The sequence below is a fragment of the Microbacterium sp. NPDC089186 genome, assembly GCF_040685115.1.
GTDB lineage: Bacteria > Actinomycetota > Actinomycetes > Actinomycetales > Microbacteriaceae > Microbacterium > Microbacterium galbum.
The window spans coordinates 165,239-182,072 of sequence record NZ_JBFBHJ010000002.1 but is presented as its reverse complement, the minus strand read 5'-3'; the positions used below and the strand labels follow the sequence as shown (position 1 = coordinate 182,072).

The window sequence follows — 16,834 nt, the reverse complement described above, 5'->3', positions numbered from 1 at the left end:
ATCTTCGACCACAGGGATTGAGACACTAGAACACATGTTCTAACCTGTGGGAGTGAGGGCGATCGTGAGAGACCAGGTACAGGCCGTACCCGACATCACCGCGCTGCGCGATCGCCTCGAGCGCATGCAGGGGCGGCGCATGGACGCCCCCGTGCTGCCCACGCATCCGGCGTTCTCGTCGCTGCTGCCCGGCGGGGGTCTGCGCTCGGGGTCGGCATATGCGCTCGCCCGCTCGGCATCCCTTCTGCTGGCCTTGATGGCGCGTCCCTCCCAAGACGGAGCATGGTGCGGGGTCATCGGCATGCCCGAGCTCGGAGCCGAGGCGGCCGAGAAGTACGGGCTCGACCTCGACCGGCTCGTCTTCATCCCCAATCCCGGACCGCGCTGGCTCGCGGTGACAGCGACGATCACCGAGGTGCTCCCCGTGGTGGCCGTGCGTCCGCCCCTCGGCTCCCCGGCCGCGCGGGGAGGGGCCGAGACCACCCGCCTGGCCGCGCGCCTGCGCGATCGCGGATCGGTGCTGCTGGTGCAGGGCGCCTGGCCGCAGGCGGAGGCCGTGATCGACGTGGCCGACCCGCACTGGACGGGGCTCGGGCAGGGGCACGGCTACCTGGCCGGGCGCGAACTGACGGTGTCGGTCAGCAGTCGTCGCTCGCCGAACGCCCGCCGCGCCCGCATGATGCTGCCCGCGGCCGACGGCTCGATCGAACTGCTCGGCGCCCCCACCGAACGTCTCGTGCCCCGCGAGCGCGAGGCCTATCCCGTGCGGGCGGTGGGCTGATGACGGCGCCGACGCGCAGTCTCGTGCTGTGGTTCCCCGACTGGCCGATCACGGCGTTCGTGCGCGAGGCCGTGTCTCCTCCGAAGCCGGATGCCGCCGTGGCGGTGTTCGCGAACAACGTCGTCGTCGCGTGCTCGTGGGCGGCTCGCGCGCACGGCGTGCGGCGCGGGCAGAAGCGGCGCGATGCGCAGGCCCTGTGCCCGGGGCTGCAGGTGGTGCCCGCCGACGCTGTGCGCGACGCCCGAGCCTTCGCCCCCGTCGTCGCTCGCGTCGAGGAGCACGCCCCCGGCGTGCACGTGGTGCGGCCGGGGCTGTGCGCCGTGAAGGCCCGGGGCCCGGCCCGTTATTACGGCGGCGAGCTCGAGGCGGCCCGCATGCTGATCCGCCTGCTCGACGACGACGGGTTCGCCGGAGTGCGGGCGAGCGTGGCCGACGGCGTCTTCACCGCGGAGCAGGCGGCCCGCACGGCCGACGTCGACGAGCCCGTGCGCGTCGTACCGCCGGGGGAGGCGGGCGCGTTCCTCGCGCCGCTGTCGATCACGACCCTCGACGACGACGAGTTCGGCAGCCTCCTCTCGCGCCTCGGGGTGCACACCCTGGGCGAGCTGGCCGGCCTGCCGGTCGAGAGGATGCGGGAGAGGTTCGGCGAACGGGGGGTGCGTCTGCACGCCCTGGCGGGGGGTCTCGACTCCCAGCCGGTGCTGCCGCGCACGCCCCCGCCCGAGCTCCATCGCGACGTCGCCTTCGAGCCCCCGCTCGAGCTGGCCGACCAGATCGCCTTCGGCATGCGCGTGGCGGCCGAGGAGTTCATCGCGCGCCTCGGCGCGCACGACCTGGTGTGCACCGAACTGCGTGTCGTCCTCACCGGCGAGCGGGGCGAGCGCAGCGAACGCGTGTGGCTGCACCCCGGCTCGTTCGACGCGGCGGGAGTGGTCGACCGCGTGCGGTGGCAGCTCGCCGAAGACGCGCAGGGCATCTTCGGCAGCGGGGTCGCGGGCGTGCACATCGAGCCCGAGGCCGTCGATGCCGCCGCGCACCACGCCCGGGGTCTGTTCGGTGCGGGGCCCGACGAACGCGTGCACCACGCCCTCTCGCGCGTGCAGGCGATGCTCGGCCATCGCGCGGTGCTCACGCCGGTGATCGGCGGCGGGCGGTGGCTCGCCGAACGGCAGGTGCTGGTGCCGTGGGGCGATCGTGCCGTCACGGCGAAGGAGCGCACGCGCCCCTGGCCGGGGAGTCTCCCCGACCCCCTGCCGGCGACCGTCTATCCCGAGCCTCGCCTGGTGGGGGTCACCGACATCGCGGGGGCGCCCGTGACCGTGGGCGAGCGAGACGCGCTGAGCGCCCCACCCGCGGTGCTCGAGACGGCGGGGCAGCGTCGACGCATCCAGGAGTGGGCGGGTCCCTGGCCGATCAGCGAGCGCGGGTGGGACCCCCTGCGCGCTCGGCGGGCGCACCGGTTCCAGGTCGTCGACGCCGACGGGGGTGCGTGGCTGCTCGTCGTCGAAGAGGGGGAATGGCGAGCGGAGGGGCGCTATGACTGACCCCCGTCCGCTCTCCTCGCGCGCGCTCGCCGCTCGGTCGTCGCCCCTCGGATCGGGAGGTGCGTGATGGGCTGGACCAATCCGCCGGTGAAGTGGTCGGAGCTCGAACGACTGCTCAGCGACGCGCGGCGCCCCACCGGTGCCCCGCCTAACGGCGACGGCGGTGACAGTCCGGCGTGGTCGCACAAGCGCGGCGCCTACGTGCCTCCGACGATCGAGCGTCCGGCCGACACCGTGCCGTACGCCGAACTGCACGCCCACTCGTCGTACTCGTTCCTCGACGGGGCGTCGTCGCCCGAGGAGCTCGTCGAAGAGGCCGAACGCCTCGGCCTGCACGCCCTCGCGCTCACCGATCACGACGGGTTCTACGGCATCGTGCGTTTCGCCGAGGCCGCCGAGGCGCGCGCGGTGAAGACGGTGTTCGGCGCGGAACTGTCGCTGGGCCTCCGCGGCCCGCAGAACGGCGAGGCCGACCCGACCGGTTCGCACCTCCTCGTGCTCGCGCGGCGCGAAGAGGGGTATCACCGCCTCGCCGCCGCGATCACCCACGCGCAGCTCGAGGGCGCCGAGAAAGGACGCCCGGTCTACGATCTCGACGACCTGGCCGAACGCGCCGGGGGTCCGCGCGATCCGCACTGGGCGGTGCTCACCGGATGCCGCAAGGGGGCGGTGCGACAGGCCCTGGCGTTCGAGGGGCCGGCGGGTGCGGCGCGAGAGCTCGACACCCTCGTCGACCTGTTCGGGGCCGAGGCCGTCTACGTCGAGCTGATGGATCAGGGCGACCCGCTCGACTCGCGCCGCAACGACGTGCTCGCCGGGCTCGCGGCCGAACGGGGGCTCGCGACCCTGGCGACCAACAACGTGCATTACGCCGCCCCGCAGAAGCAGCTCCTCGCCGCCGCCGTCGCCGCGGTGCGGGCGAACCGCGGCCTCGACGAGCTCGACGGCTGGCTCCCCGCCCACGCCGGGGCGCACCTGCGCTCGGGGGCCGAGATGGCCGCGCGCTTCGCCCGGTATCCGGGAGCCGTGGCGCGCACGGTGGCGCTCGCCGACGAGATCGCGTTCCCCCTGCGTCGGGCCAAGCCGGCCCTGCCGAAGCAGAAAGTGCCCGAGGGGCATACGCCCATGTCGTGGCTGCGGCACCTGGTCTGGGAGGCGGTGCCGACGAAGTATCCGAACCTCTCCGACGACGACCGCCGCCGTATCGAGCGCGAGCTCGAGGTGATCGAGATGAAGGACTTCCCCGGCTACTTCCTCATCGTCTACGGCATCGTCGCCGAGGCCCGTCGTCGCGGCATCCTGTGTCAGGGGCGGGGCTCGGCCGCCAACAGCGCCGTCTGCTATCTGCTGAACATCACCGCGGTCGACTCCATCTTCTACAAGCTGCCGTTCGAGCGGTTCCTGTCGAGCCTGCGCGACGAGGAGCCCGACATCGACGTCGACTTCGACTCCGACCGGCGCGAGGAGATCATCCAGTGGGTCTACGGCGAGTACGGGCGCGAGCGGGCGGCGCAGGTGGCGAACGTCATCCAGTACCGCCCGAAGAACGCGGTGCGCGATATGGCTCGCGCTCTCGGGCACTCCCCGGGTCAGCAGGACGCCTGGTCGAAGCAGGTCGAGCGCTGGGGGGCGACGCTCGAGACCGGGTCGGATCACGACATCCCCGATCAGGTCATCGAGTTCGCGTCGGAGCTGCTCAAGGCGCCGCGGCATCTCGGCATCCACTCGGGGGGAATGGTGCTCACCGACCGGCCGGTGGGCGAGGTGGTGCCCATCGAGCACGCGCGCATGGAGAACCGCACGGTCATCCAATGGGACAAAGACGACGCGGCCTGGATGGGGTTGGTGAAGTTCGACCTGCTCGGCCTGGGCATGCTCGCGGCGCTGCAGTACTGCTTCGATCTGATCCGGGATGCCACGGGGGAGGAGTGGGAGCTGTCGACCCTGCCCAAAGAAGAGAAGGCCGTGTACGACATGCTGTGCCGGGCCGACTCGATCGGGGTGTTCCAGGTCGAATCACGTGCGCAGATGGGTCTGCTGCCGCGCCTGCAGCCGCGGAAGTTCTACGACCTCGTCGTGCAGATCGCCCTTATCCGTCCCGGGCCCATCCAGGGCGGGGCGGTGCACCCCTTCGTGCGGCGCAAGCTCGGCCAGGAGGAGATCACCTACGTGCACCCCAAGCTCGAGCCGGTGCTGTCACGCACGATGGGTGTCCCGGTGTTCCAGGAGCAGCTCATGCAGATGGCGGTGGCCGTGGGCAACTGCTCGGCCGAAGACGCCGACCTGCTGCGCCGGGCGATGGGGTCGAAGCGCGGGCTCGAACGCATCGACTCCCTCCGCGAGACGCTGTACGCCGGCATGGCCGAGAACGGCCTGGTCGGTCGGGTCGCCGACGAGCTGTACGCGAAGATCCAGGCGTTCGCGAACTTCGGCTTCGCGGAGTCGCACTCGCTGTCGTTCGCTCTCCTGGTCTACGCGAGCTCGTGGATCAAGCTGCACTACCCGGCGGCGTTCCTCGCGGGGCTCCTGCGCGCGCAGCCGATGGGGTTCTATTCGCCCGCGACCCTCACCGCCGACGCCCGCCGTCACGGTGTGGTGGTGCGTCGGCCCGATCTGCTGCGCTCGAAGGTCCAGGCCTCGCTCGAGGTGCTCGACGACGACGCCGGTTCGCAGCACGGAGGGGATGCCGGGGCTCCGGCGGGGGCGTCGGTCGGCGAGACGCGGCGCGGGCCGGGGGATGCCGGGGGAGCCCCCGATGCGGACGACGCACCCCGCCGCGGGGCCGGGGCGCCGACCGGACGCCCCGCGTGCGCGCACGCGGATCAGCCGCCGACGGGGGAGTTCGACCCCTCCGACCCCGACGAGACCCTCGCGCACCGTCGAGACGGGGGGTTCGCCGTGCGGCTCGGGCTCGCGGAGGTCACCGGGATCGGGGTCAAGGTCGCCGAGCGCATCGTCGCCGAGCGTGAGAGCGGGGGTGCGTACCGCGACCTGCGCGACCTCGTGCGGCGCACGGGACTCGTCACCGCGCAGATCGAGGCGCTCGCCACGGCGGGGGCGTTCGAGTGCCTCGGGCACACCCGCCGCGAGGCGATCTGGCTCGCCGGATCGGCCGCGATGGATCGCCCCGAGTTCCTCCCCGACTCGCTGGTCTCGGTTCAGCCGCCTCTGTTCACCGACCCCTCCAGCTACGAGGTGCTCGCCGCCGACCTGTGGGCGACGGGCCTCTCGGCAGATGACCATCCGCTGACCCATTTCCGCTCCGCGCTCGACGCTCGCGGGGTGATCACCTCGCGAGAACTGCGCACGTTCGAGACCGGCCGACGCATCGAGGTCGCGGGCCTGGTGACCCACCGGCAACGGCCGGCCACGGCATCCGGGATCACCTTCCTCAACCTCGAAGACGAACACGGGCTCATGAACATCATCTGCTCGGTGGGGGTGTGGAACAGGTACCGGCGCGTCGCCCGGGAATCGCCCGCTCTCATCGTGCGCGGAATGCTCGAGCGCTCGGTCGAGGGGGTCACCAACGTGGTCGCCGACGGGTTCACGGATCTGCGCGTCGGGGTCGCGCACGCATCGAGGGACTTCCGATGACCTCGAGCGCCCTCACTAGACTCGGGGCGATCTCGCCCGGTTCCGCACCAGACAGGGGAAACGACCATGACCGACACGCCCACACCGCCCGACGGCTGGTACCCCGACCCCGCAGGAGGCGGCGGCCTGCGCCGCTGGGACGGCACGAGCTGGACCGACGAGGTGCGCACGGTCGACGGGTCGGCGCACACCGCGCCCGAGGCCACGGCCGCGCCGACGAGCGAGGACAGCGCCGTCGCGCACGACGCGGTCCCACACGCGCGCGAGCCCCTCGCCTCGGCCGAACCGCAGGAGGCCGTGACCGCGTCGGAGCCGGGGGTCGGTGACCGCGTCGTGGCGTCGGAGCCCGATCTCGCGGGGGAGTCTGCGGGTAGCCCGGAGCCGGCCGCGCCGGCGCACGCGGGCAGCCCGGAGCCGACCGCACCCGAGCCCGTCGTCGCTTCGGAGCCGTCCGCGGCGTCGGAGCCGTCGGCGACCCTGGAGCGCGACCTCGCGACGGGTGCACCGGCTGCACCGGAGCCCGTCGTCGCGTCGGAGCCGTCAGCGACCCCGGATCCTGTCGTGGCCCCGGACCATGGCGCCGCGACCGATCCGGCTCCTGCGGCAGCCTCTGCGGTGCCGCCCGTCGCCCCGCCCATAGCGCCCGTGTCGGCGCCGGCGCCCGCGCCCGCGTATCCGACCGCGGCGAGCTCGCCGACCGCCGCGGGGTATGCGAGTCCGCCCGCCTACCCGGGAGCTCCGGCGTATTCGAGCGCCTCCGCCTCGCCGGATGCCGCCCCGCGCACCGACATCCGCACCAACACCGTCTGGGTCTGGCTGGTGGCCCTCCTCCCGCTGGTCGGGGTTCTCTCGCTGTTCCTGTTCGACTGGTCGACCTTCATCCAGGAGTCGTTCTACGCGCAGGTCTACGGCGGCGGGACGTCGCCCGTCGAAGCGGTGGTGTCTGCCGTCACCACCGTGCTGGGACTCGTCTTCTCGGCGGTCACGGTGCTCTTCGCGTTCCTCGACTGGCGTGTGCTGCGCGCTCGCGGGGTCGAGCGGCCGTTCCACTGGGCGTGGAGCTTCTTCGTCTTCCTCATCGGCAGCGGGCTGGTGTACGTCATCGGTCGCGCCGTGATCCTGCGCAAGCGCACACGGAGCGGTCTCGCCCCCATGTGGGCGGCCATCGCGGTCAACGTCGTGGCGCTCATCGCCATCATCGCGTGGGGGATCTTCCTGCTCTGGCAGATCATCCCGCTGATCGAGGAGCTCCAGTACTACGGATACTGAGCCGGCGGGCGGGTGAGGGCGAGGGCGTCCTCACCCGGCTCGCGGCGATTCCGGGCGAGGCCCGTCAGTCGTGCGACGTCGCCCGCACCGCCGCGATCGCGTCGAGAAGCGCGTGCGCGGTGTCATCCTTCGATCCGGATGCCGTCGCCACGACGCGTCCGTCGCGATCCACGATCGTGAGGGCGTTGTCCGCCGCCTCGAAGCCCCGCGTCCACCCCACGGCGTTCGCGGCCAGGAGGTCGACGCCCTTCCGCGCGGCCTTGGCGCGGGCGCGCGCGAGGAGCTCGTCGTCATCGGCCACGGTCTCCGCGGCGAAAGCGACGATCGTCTGACCCGCACGCCGGGCTCCGACGAGCCCGGCCACGACGTCGCGGTTCTCGGTCAGGTGCAGCGTCAGTCCACCCGGGGAGTCCTGCTTGCGCAGCTTGTGCGCCGACACCTCGGCCACGGAGTAGTCGGCGACCGCCGCAGCCATGACGATCACATCGGCGTCGGGAGCCGTGGCATCCATCGCCCGTCCGAGTTCGTCGGCGGTTCCGACCGCCACGACCTCGACGCGGGGGTCGGGGCGCACGTCGGCGTCGAGATGCGCGGCGACGAGGGTCACCCGCGCGCCGCGGTCGGCGGCCGCGCGGGCGATCGCGACACCCTGCCGTCCGCTGGAGCGGTTGCCGAGGAAGCGGACCGGATCGATCGGCTCGCGCGTGCCCCCGGCGCTCACCACGATCGAGACGCCGTCGAGGTCACGCGGGCGTTCGACGAGGGCGAGGGCCGCGGCGGCGATCTCCTCGGGTTCCGACATGCGGCCCGGACCGGAATCGCCGCCGGTGAGCTCACCGTCAGCCGGTCCCACGACGTGCACGCCGCGGGCGCGCAGCACCTCCATGTTGTGGACGGTCGCCGGATGCCGCCACATCTCGGTGTGCATGGCCGGAGCGACCACGACGGGGGCGGTGGTCGCGAGCAGCGTCGTGCCGAGCAGGTCGGAGGCGAGCCCGGCGGCCATCGCCGCAAGGGTGTTGGCCGTCGCCGGAGCGACGATCACGAGGTCGGCCGACTGGCCGAGCGCGACGTGACGAACCTTGGCGACGTCGTCATGCACCGACGTGGTCACGGGATGGCGACTGAGCGCCTCCCAGGTGGGCAGTCCCACGAACCGCAGGGCGTCGTCGGTGGGGATCACGTGCACGTCGTGCCCGGCCTTCACCAGCAGGCGCACGAGGCCGACGGTCTTGTAGGCGGCGATGCCCCCGGTCACTCCCACCACGACGAACATCGCCCCAGTCTTCCAGGTCGCACCGGTCGGCGGGGGTGGTGCGGGCACGGCGACCGGCACAGGTGCCGCCGTCACCAGAACAGGGGATGCGACGAGAACAGGCCAATACGGCGCCGTGCGCCCTGTTCTCGTCGCATCCCCTGTTTTCAGGGCGGGGTAGGCGTGGGGCGAGTCCGGGTGCGTCGGGGCTCGGAGGTGCGGGTGCGGACGTCGGTGCCGACGCGGGGGTCACCGCCGACACCGGAACAGGGGATGCCACGAGAACAGGCCGATGTGGCGCCGTGCGCCCTGTTCTCGTGGCATCCCCTGTTTTCACGGCGCGGGTAGCGTAGAGCGGGTGTGCACCGTCGTCATCGATGTCCCCGCCGCGCCCGGTGACCCCGTGCGCCTCCTCGCGGTCCGCGATGAGGACCGGGACCGCCCGTGGCGCGGCCTCGGACCGTGGTGGCCCGACCGCCCCGGGGTTCTCGGCGTGCGCGACGACCGCGCGGGCGGTGCGTGGATGACGGTCGATCCCGATCGACGTCGGCTGGCGGTGCTCCTCAACCGCGAAGACCTTTCGACGCGCGCGGATGACGAGGTCGTCAGCCGCGGCGCGATCGCCCTCGATGCGCTGGGTGACGGCATCCCGGATCATCCTCCGACCCGCGGGTTCAACCTCGTCGAGGTGGATGCCACGGGTGCCCGCCTCGTCGAGTGGGACGGACTCGCGGTGCGGCGCACGCCGCTGAGCCCCGGTACGCACATGGTCGCTCACCACGCGGTGGACGATGCCGGGACCCCGCGCATCGCACGGTGGCTCGCGGAGTTTCGCGGCGCAGGACTCGCAGCCGACTCCGCGTGGTGGGAGCCGTGGATGCGCGTCGTGGAACAGTCGACGCACGACCCCGCGTCATCGATCCTCCGCCGCGACGCCCACGCTGGCCTCGTTCTCGAGTCGCTGCTCGTCTGTGCCGCGAGTATCGGCCCGGACGGCGTCGAGATGCGCGAAGCGCGCCTGGCGGAGCCGGGGCACTGGGACGCCGGGCTCCCGTCCCGGCTGCTCACGGGCGACCCGCTGCCGCGGCGGTAGGCTGGGGGCATCCCGCCTCCGTAGCTCAGGGGATAGAGCGCCGCACTCCTAACGCGGGCGTCGCAGGTTCGAATCCTGTCGGGGGCACCATCTCGCGCCGCGGTCGGCTCTCCGGGCGCGCGCCCCTCGTTCCGGCGTCCCTCTCGACTGGCCGTACGACGTGTGCCCGCAGGTGGCCCCGGGGCCATCCGCGGCGTCTGCGACATCGCTTGGGCCTCGCCCGCGTCGCTCGCGTCGAGGTCGAGGCCGTCGTCTCTCTCGCGTAGTGGTCGAGGCCGTGCCCTGGCCCCCGCCCTCGCCCTCGACCTCAGTCGCCCCGTTGCCCCCGCGTCCGCCGCATGGCATGATTACTGAACGATCGGTCGAAAAACCTCGCAGTCGAGGTGGACGCGACCCCGCCAGAGCCGGCGGGGGAGAGGATGGCGATGTCGCAGGCGTTTCTCATCGGCGGTGCGCGCACCCCGGTCGGGCGGTACGGCGGGTCGTTGGCATCCGTTCGTCCCGACGATCTCGCGGCCCTCGTGGTCGGTGAGGCCGTGACCCGCGCGGGTGTTCCCGCCGAGGCGATCGACGAGGTGATCCTCGGCGCGGCGAACCAGGCCGGCGAGGACAACCGCAACGTCGCGCGCATGGCCGTGCTGCTCGCAGGCCTCCCGGATGCCATCCCCGGCCTCACCGTGAACCGCCTCTGCGCCTCGGGGATGAGCGCGATCGCGCTCGCCGCCCAGGCCGTGCGGGCGGGCGACGCCGACATCGTCGTTGCGGGCGGGGTGGAGTCGATGACGCGCGCGCCCTGGGTGCAGGCGAAGCCCTCGAAAGCATGGGCGAAGCCGGGCGACGCTTTCGACACCTCGATCGGCTGGCGCTTCACCAACCCGCGTCTCGCCGCGCGCGACAAAGCGACGTTCACCATGCCCGAGACGGCCGAGGAGGTCGCGCGCGTCGACGGCATCTCGCGCGCCGACGCCGACGCGTTCGCGCTGCGGAGTCACGAGCGGGCGGTGCGGGCGCAGGATGCCGGGCACTTCCGCGACGAGATCGTCGCCGTCGACACCGGTCGGGGCCTCATCGACACCGACGAAGGACCGCGGCGTGACACCTCGCTCGATGCGCTCGCCGGGCTCCGACCCGTCGTGAAGGGCGGGGAGGTCGTGACGGCGGGCAACTCCAGCTCGCTCAACGACGGAGCCTCCGCGATCGTCGTCGCCAGCGCCGACGCGGTCGAGCGCTACGGCCTGCGCCCCCGCGCGCGGATCGTCGCCCACGCCTCCGCCGGTCTCGCGCCGGAGATCATGGGGCTCGGCCCCGTGCCCGCGACCGAGAAGGCTCTCGCGAAGGCAGGGCTGTCGGCATCCGATCTGGGGGCGGTCGAACTCAACGAGGCGTTCGCGTCGCAGTCGCTCGCGTGCATGCGTCGGCTGGGGCTCGACCCCGAGATCGTCAACGCCGACGGCGGGGCGATCGCTCTCGGACATCCGCTGGGGTCGAGCGGCTCGCGGCTTCTCGTGACGCTGCTCGGTCGGCTCGAGCGCGAGGACGCGTGCTACGGCCTGGCGACCATGTGCGTCGGCGTCGGGCAGGGCACGGCGATGATCGTGGAGCGGGTCGATGGCTGAGACGCACACGCCGGCAACCTCGGCCCAGGTCGATGCGCCAGCGCAGGTCCCTGAGCCTGTCGAAGGGACCGGGGCCGGCGGAGACCTGGGGCCGGGGGCTTCGACGAGCTCAGCCACCGGGGCGACGGGCTCGACACCGCGCATCCGCATCGACGACCGCGCCGATCGCGTCGTCGCCACCCTCGACCGACCGGAGCGCCGCAACGCGATCGACCAGGCGATGATCGACGAACTCCACGCCCTCTGTGAGGAGCTGGAGGAGCGCCCGCGCACGCTCATCATCACCGGCGCCGGGGGGATCTTCGCCGCTGGGGCCGACATCGCGCAGTTGCGCGAACGCACCGGCGACGACGCGCGCCGCGGGATCAACGCGACCGCGTTCGATCGCATCCGCCGCCTGCCGATGCCCGTGATCGCGGCCGTCGACGGCTTCGCGCTCGGCGGGGGAGCCGAGCTCGCCTACGCCGCCGACATCCGCATCGGCACCCCGCGTGTGCGATTCGGCAACCCCGAGCCGGGGCTCGGCATCATCGCCGCGGCCGGAGCGTCGTGGCGGCTGCCCGAGATCGTTGGCCACGCCCGCGCGAGCGAGCTTCTGCTGACGGCGCGGGTGATCGACGCCGACGAGGCCCTCGCGTGGGGACTGCTGTCGAGCGTGCACGAGCCCGACGCGGTGCTGGACGCCGCCCACGCGATCGCCGACCGCATCGCCGCGAATTCCGCGCGCGCGACCATCCTCACCAAGCGCGCCCTGCTCGCGCCCCGCGCGGAGCACCCCGCCATCGACGGCGAACTCCAGGCCGAGCTGTTCGACAGCGCCGACAAGCGCGCGCGCATGACCGCGTTCCTCGAGAGGAAGAAGAAGTGACACTCCCCGAGACCACGTCTCCGGCCCACGCCCTTGCCGGTACCGCCGCCGCGCCGCGCCCCTCGACCGACCGGGTCCCGGCGTCCGTGCCCACCAGCGTCGGCGTGCTCGGCGGGGGCCGCATGGGAGCCGGGATCGCGCACGCGTTCCTGCTCGCCGGTGCCCGCGTGCACGTCGTCGAGCGCGACGCCGCGGCCGCCGAGGCCGCCCGCGAGCGCGTCGAGACCGCTCTGGGCCGCTCCGCGCAGAAGGGCATCGAGATCCCGGATGCCGACACCTTGACCACCGGCGTCGACACCGCCGCGTTCGCCGACGCGGGCCTCGTGATCGAGGCCGTCCCCGAGGATCGCGCGCTCAAAGTCGACGCCCTCGCGCGGATCGAGGGGGCCGTGCACGACGACGCGGTCGTGGCATCCAACACCTCCTCCATCTCGATCGATGCGCTCGCCGCCGCGCTCCGCCGCCCGCAGCGGTTCCTCGGCCTGCACTTCTTCAACCCCGTCCCGGCATCGGCGCTGGTCGAGGTCGTCACCGGGTCGCGCAGCGAACCGCAGGTCGTCGGCGCGGCGACCGACTGGGTCGAGGCCATCGGCAAGACCGCCGTCGTCGTGCGCGATGCGCCGGGCTTCGCGTCCAGCCGCCTGGGCGTCGCCCTGGGGCTCGAAGCGATCCGCATGCTCGAAGAAGGCGTCGCGTCGGCGCACGACATCGACACGGCGATGGAGCTGGGGTACCGGCATCCGATGGGCCCCCTCCGCACGACCGACATCGTCGGGCTCGACGTGCGCATGGGCATCGCCGAAGAACTCGAGCGCGCGTTCGGCGCGCGTTTCACCCCGCCCGCGCTGCTGCGAGAGCTCGTCGCCCAGGGGCACCTGGGTCGCAAGACCGGCCGCGGATTCTACGAATGGAGCGAACGATGACGTTTCTGCCGAGCTACGTGAAGGGTGCGTGGTGGACGCCGGACGGCGACCCCGACGCGGCGATCGTGCGGGACGCGTCGACGGGGGAGGAGATCGTGCGGGTCAGCACGCGCGGGCTCGACCTCGAGGGTGCCGTCGCCTACGCACGGCGCGAAGGCCAGAAGAGCATTGGCGCCCTCACCTTCCACCAGCGCGCGATGGTGCTGAAGAACCTCGCGATCGCGCTGAACGACCGCCGCGAAGAGCTCTACGCCCTCTCGGAGCGTTCCGGCTCGACCCGCCGCGACTCGCTCAGCGACGTCGACGGCGGCATCGGCGTGCTCTTCACCTTCTCGTCGAAGGCCCGTCGCGAACTCCCCGCCGGAAAGGTCGTGCTCGACGGACCGGTCGAGCCGCTATCGAAGGACGGCTCCTTCCTCGGTCGGCACGTGTACACGCGCCTGCCCGGTGTCGCGGTGCAGATCAACGCCTTCAACTTCCCGATGTGGGGGGCGCTCGAGAAGTTCGCCCCCGCGTTCCTCGCCGGGCTCCCGACGATCGTGAAGCCCGCGACCCCGACGGCGTACATCGCCGAGGCGTGGGTGCGGATGGTCGTCGAGACCGGCCTCCTGCCCGGGGGCGCCCTGCAGCTGATCAGCGGGAGCGTCCCGGGCCTGTTCGACCTCCTCGACCTCGGCGACACCGTCGGCTTCACCGGCAGCGCCGCGACCGCCGAGCGCCTCCGCGCCCAGGCGAGGCCCGGGGTGCGGTTCACGAGCGAGACCGACTCGATCAACGCCTCGATCCTCGGCCCCGACGCGGTACCCGGCACCCCCGAGTTCGACGCCTACGTGAAGCAGCTGCTCGTCGAGCTGACGACCAAGGCGGGGCAGAAGTGCACCGCGATCCGCCGCGCGATCGTGCCGGCGGGAATGACGGATGCCGTGGCCGAGGCGCTGCGCGACAAGATCGCCGAGCGCGTGGTCGTCGGCGACCCGCGCGCCGAGGGCGTCACGATGGGCCCGGTCGTCTCGCGCGAGCAGCGCGACGAGGTGCTGCGGCAGGTGACGGCGCTCCAGGCGGCAGGAGGACGATTCGTCGTCGGCTCGGCGGAGGCGCCCGAGGGCACACCCGCGGAGGGGGCGTTCCTCCGGCCCATGCTCCTGGCCTTCGCGGATGCCGCGACCCCGGCCGTCAACGACATCGAGGCGTTCGGGCCGGTCGCGAGCATCGTCGAATACGCCGACGTCGCCGAGGCCGCGACCATCGTGGGCCGGGGCGGCGGCTCGCTCGTCACGAGCATCGCCACCCACGACCCCGACGTCGCGACCGAACTTCTCACCCGCATGGGCGCGATGAACGGCCGCGTGCTCTTCCTCGACCGCGACGATGCGCGCACCTCGACCGGCCACGGCGCCCCCGTGCCGCACCTCGTGCACGGCGGGCCCGGTCGGGCGGGTGGCGGCGAGGAGCTCGGCGGCATCCGCTCCGTGCTCCACTCCATGCAGCGCACCGCGATCCAGGGTTCGCCGCGCATGCTGACCGCGCTCACCGGGGTGTGGCATCCGGGAGCCGAGACCGACTCCACGGGGACGCACCCGTTCCGCAAACCCCTCTCGGATCTCCGGATCGGGGATGCCGTGGAGTCGGCCGAGCGAGAGGTCACCCTCGACGACATCGAGGTGTTCGCGAGATTCACCGGCGACACGTTCTACGCGCACATGGACGAGGAGTCGGCCGCGGCGAACCCGTTCTTCCCGGGACGCGTCGCGCACGGGTACCTGCTCGTGTCGTGGGCGGCAGGGCTCTTCGTCGACCCCGCGCCGGGTCCCGTGCTCGCGAACTCGGGCCTCGAGAACCTCCGCTTCGTCACCCCCGTCTCACCCGGAGACCGCATCCGCGTGTCGCTCACGGCGAAGCAGATCACCCCGCGCGAGACCGACGAGTACGGCGAGGTGCGGTGGGATGCTGTGATCCGCAACCAGGACGACGAGATCGTCGCGCAGTACGACGTGCTCACGCTCGTGGCCAAGACGTGGGCTCCGGTGGCGGTGCCGGCATGAGTCTGCGGCCGATGATGCAGCGCGATCAGGCATCCGCGATGCTCGGCATGGTCGTCGAACACGACGCGCCCGGAGAATCGCGGGTGTCGATGACCGTGCGCGACGACATGCTGAACGGCTTCGCCATCACCCACGGCGGGCTCGTCTTCGCCCTCGCCGACACGGCCTTCGCGATCGCCTGCAACGAGGACGAGCGCGTGACGGTCGCCGGCGGCGCCGACATCACGTTCTTGAAGTCCACGACCGCCGGGCAGACGCTCACGGCGACGGCTGCGCGCCGCGCCCGCAGCGGCCGGACGGGCTTGTACGACATCCGGGTGACGGATGAGACGGGCGACCTCGTCGCCGAGGTGCGCGGCCGCAGCATCACGACGGACCGGCGTCCGCCGGTTCCGGTCCCTTCGACGAGCTCAGGGACCTCTGACGTGGCAGTGAGCTCGGACGCGCCGGTGGCTAAGCCTGTCGATGCCTCCGGCCCCCGACCCGCGAACGACCCCCAGCGCAACGCCGCGCTGACGACCACGGAGGTGTCCCGATGACCCTGACCACCGCATCGCGCCCGGACTTCCTGGCATCCGTCGATCCCACCGGCATCCCGCTCGACCGGCTCCGCGCCCTACAGCTCGAGCGCCTGCAGTGGACCGTGCGCCACGCGTACGAGAACGTCGCGCTGTACCGCCGCACGTTCGACGAGGCCGGCGTGCACCCCGACGACATCCGCTCGCTCGACGACATCCGCCTGCTGCCGTTCACGACCAAGGCGGACCTCCGGGAGACCTATCCCTTCGGGATGTTCGCGGTGCCGATGGCCGACGTGCGTCGCATCCATGCCTCCTCCGGCACGACCGGGCGTCCCACGGTGGTCGGATACACCGCCGGCGACCTCGACCGCTGGGCCGACCTCGTCGCGCGGTCGCTGAGCGCGGCCGGCATCCGCGCGGGCGACCGCGTGCACAACGCGTACGGCTACGGCCTGTTCACCGGGGGCCTCGGCGCGCACGCGGGCATCGAGCGGCTCGGGGCGACCGTCATCCCGATGTCGGGTGGGCAGACCGCGCGCCAGGCCCAGCTCATCCAGGACTTCGAACCGGATGCCATCCTCTGCACGCCCAGCTACCTCTTGACGATCGCCGACGCGTTGGAGGCCGCGGGTGTCGACCCGCGATCCACCTCGCTCAAGGTCGCCGTGCTCGGCGCGGAGCCCTGGACCAACGAGATGCGACGCGAGATCGAGCGCCGCCTCGACCTCGTCGCCGTCGACATCTACGGCCTGAGCGAGGTGATGGGCCCGGGCGTGGCATCCGAGAGCGCCCTCACCAAAGACGGCCCGCACGTGTGGGAGGACCACTTCCTCCCCGAGACGATCGACGGCGAGACCGGCGAGCCCGTCGCCGACGGCGAGCTCGGCGAGCTCGTCTTCACCTCCCTCACGAAGGAGGCGTTCCCGGTTATCCGCTACCGCACCCGCGACCTCACCCGGCTGCACCCCGGCACGGCGTTCCCGTCGATGCGCCGTATCGAGAAGATCACCGGCCGCAACGACGACATGATCATCCTGCGCGGCGTGAACCTCTTCCCGACGCAGATCGAGGAGATCGTGATGGGCATCGAGACCCTCACGCCCCACTTCGTGCTCGAGCTGCGGCGCGAGGGGCGGATGGATGCCATGACGGTCCGCATCGAGAGGCATCCGGCCCTGGAGCGCGAGGTGTGCGAAGCCGCCGGCGTCGTGCTGCAGCAGCGCATCAAGGTGCTCATCGGCACGACGGTCGACGTGCGCGTCGAGGAGCCGGGCGTCCTTCCCCGCAGCGAGGGCAAGTACAAGCGGGTCTACGACCTGCGCTGA

12 protein-coding genes and 1 tRNA gene are annotated in these 16,834 nt (G+C 72.4%); 12 read left to right on the top strand and 1 reads right to left on the bottom strand.

The features are described from left to right. Positions 1-64: 64 nt before the first annotated feature. The 4 genes from AB0N82_RS07080 (at position 65) to AB0N82_RS07065 (ending at position 7,191) form a co-directional block, all read left to right on the top strand. Positions 65-781, top strand: a complete 717-nt coding sequence (locus AB0N82_RS07080) for a hypothetical protein (protein WP_363389808.1) — start codon at positions 65-67, stop codon at positions 779-781. Beyond that, positions 781-2,325, top strand: a complete 1,545-nt coding sequence (locus AB0N82_RS07075) for a DNA polymerase Y family protein (protein ID WP_363389805.1) — start codon at positions 781-783, stop codon at positions 2,323-2,325. Before AB0N82_RS07080 ends, AB0N82_RS07075 begins: the two co-directional genes overlap by 1 nt. A 66-nt stretch (positions 2,326-2,391) precedes the next feature. Further along, positions 2,392-5,922, top strand: coding sequence for an error-prone DNA polymerase (locus tag AB0N82_RS07070; RefSeq protein ID WP_363389802.1), 3,531 nt, complete (start codon positions 2,392-2,394; stop codon positions 5,920-5,922). A 66-nt stretch (positions 5,923-5,988) separates the two neighbouring features. Then, positions 5,989-7,191, top strand: coding sequence for a DUF2510 domain-containing protein (locus tag AB0N82_RS07065; RefSeq protein WP_363389799.1), 1,203 nt, complete (start codon positions 5,989-5,991; stop codon positions 7,189-7,191). A gap of 64 nt (positions 7,192-7,255) precedes the next feature. Here the strand turns inward: AB0N82_RS07065 and coaBC are convergent, their stop codons facing one another. Then, positions 7,256-8,467, bottom strand: a complete 1,212-nt coding sequence (gene coaBC, locus AB0N82_RS07060) for a bifunctional phosphopantothenoylcysteine decarboxylase/phosphopantothenate--cysteine ligase CoaBC (protein ID WP_363389796.1) — start codon at positions 8,465-8,467, stop codon at positions 7,256-7,258. A gap of 337 nt (positions 8,468-8,804) precedes the next feature. On the opposite strand from coaBC, the gene AB0N82_RS07055 reads away from it, so the two are divergent. From AB0N82_RS07055 to paaK, 8 genes are all read left to right on the top strand, one after another. Then, positions 8,805-9,539 carry an NRDE family protein gene (locus AB0N82_RS07055; RefSeq protein ID WP_363389793.1) on the top strand — a complete coding sequence of 245 codons (735 nt, stop codon included), beginning with the start codon at positions 8,805-8,807 and terminating at the stop codon, positions 9,537-9,539. Positions 9,540-9,553: 14 nt separating this feature from the next. After that, a tRNA-Arg gene (locus tag AB0N82_RS07050) sits at positions 9,554-9,629 on the top strand. Positions 9,630-9,964: 335 nt separating this feature from the next. Then, positions 9,965-11,155 (top strand): thiolase family protein, encoded by a 1,191-nt coding sequence (locus AB0N82_RS07045; RefSeq protein WP_363389790.1) that lies wholly within the window; start codon positions 9,965-9,967, stop codon positions 11,153-11,155. Further along, entirely contained in the window at positions 11,148-12,023 is an 876-nt protein-coding gene (locus AB0N82_RS07040; protein ID WP_363389787.1) for an enoyl-CoA hydratase/isomerase family protein, read from the top strand. Before AB0N82_RS07045 ends, AB0N82_RS07040 begins: the two co-directional genes overlap by 8 nt. Continuing rightward, positions 12,020-12,946, top strand: a complete 927-nt coding sequence (locus AB0N82_RS07035; RefSeq protein WP_363389784.1) for a 3-hydroxyacyl-CoA dehydrogenase family protein — start codon at positions 12,020-12,022, stop codon at positions 12,944-12,946. Before AB0N82_RS07040 ends, AB0N82_RS07035 begins: the two co-directional genes overlap by 4 nt. Then, positions 12,943-14,988, top strand: coding sequence for a phenylacetic acid degradation bifunctional protein PaaZ (gene paaZ / locus AB0N82_RS07030; RefSeq protein WP_363389781.1), 2,046 nt, complete (start codon positions 12,943-12,945; stop codon positions 14,986-14,988). The genes AB0N82_RS07035 and paaZ overlap by 4 nt, the downstream gene beginning before the upstream one ends. Beyond that, positions 14,985-15,527 (top strand): hydroxyphenylacetyl-CoA thioesterase PaaI, encoded by a 543-nt coding sequence (paaI, locus tag AB0N82_RS07025; protein WP_363389778.1) that lies wholly within the window; start codon positions 14,985-14,987, stop codon positions 15,525-15,527. Before paaZ ends, paaI begins: the two co-directional genes overlap by 4 nt. Next, positions 15,524-16,834: a phenylacetate--CoA ligase PaaK gene (paaK, locus tag AB0N82_RS07020; protein ID WP_363389775.1), complete on the top strand. Its 1,311-nt coding sequence runs from the start codon at positions 15,524-15,526 to the stop codon at positions 16,832-16,834. The genes paaI and paaK overlap by 4 nt, the downstream gene beginning before the upstream one ends.

Bases quoted from the DNA above. Each gene is read 5' to 3' on its own strand.
- paaI (WP_363389778.1), top strand. From the start codon at position 14,985: ATGAGTCTGCGGCCGATGATGCAGCGCGATCAGGCATCCGCGATGCTC.
- AB0N82_RS07065 (WP_363389799.1), top strand. From the start codon at position 5,989: ATGACCGACACGCCCACACCGCCCGACGGCTGGTACCCCGACCCCGCA.
- AB0N82_RS07040 (WP_363389787.1), top strand. From the start codon at position 11,148: ATGGCTGAGACGCACACGCCGGCAACCTCGGCCCAGGTCGATGCGCCA.
- paaK (WP_363389775.1), top strand. From the start codon at position 15,524: ATGACCCTGACCACCGCATCGCGCCCGGACTTCCTGGCATCCGTCGAT.
- paaZ (WP_363389781.1), top strand. From the start codon at position 12,943: ATGACGTTTCTGCCGAGCTACGTGAAGGGTGCGTGGTGGACGCCGGAC.
- coaBC (WP_363389796.1), bottom strand. From the start codon at position 8,467: ATGTTCGTCGTGGTGGGAGTGACCGGGGGCATCGCCGCCTACAAGACC.
- AB0N82_RS07045 (WP_363389790.1), top strand. From the start codon at position 9,965: ATGTCGCAGGCGTTTCTCATCGGCGGTGCGCGCACCCCGGTCGGGCGG.
- AB0N82_RS07070 (WP_363389802.1), top strand. From the start codon at position 2,392: ATGGGCTGGACCAATCCGCCGGTGAAGTGGTCGGAGCTCGAACGACTG.
- AB0N82_RS07075 (WP_363389805.1), top strand. From the start codon at position 781: ATGACGGCGCCGACGCGCAGTCTCGTGCTGTGGTTCCCCGACTGGCCG.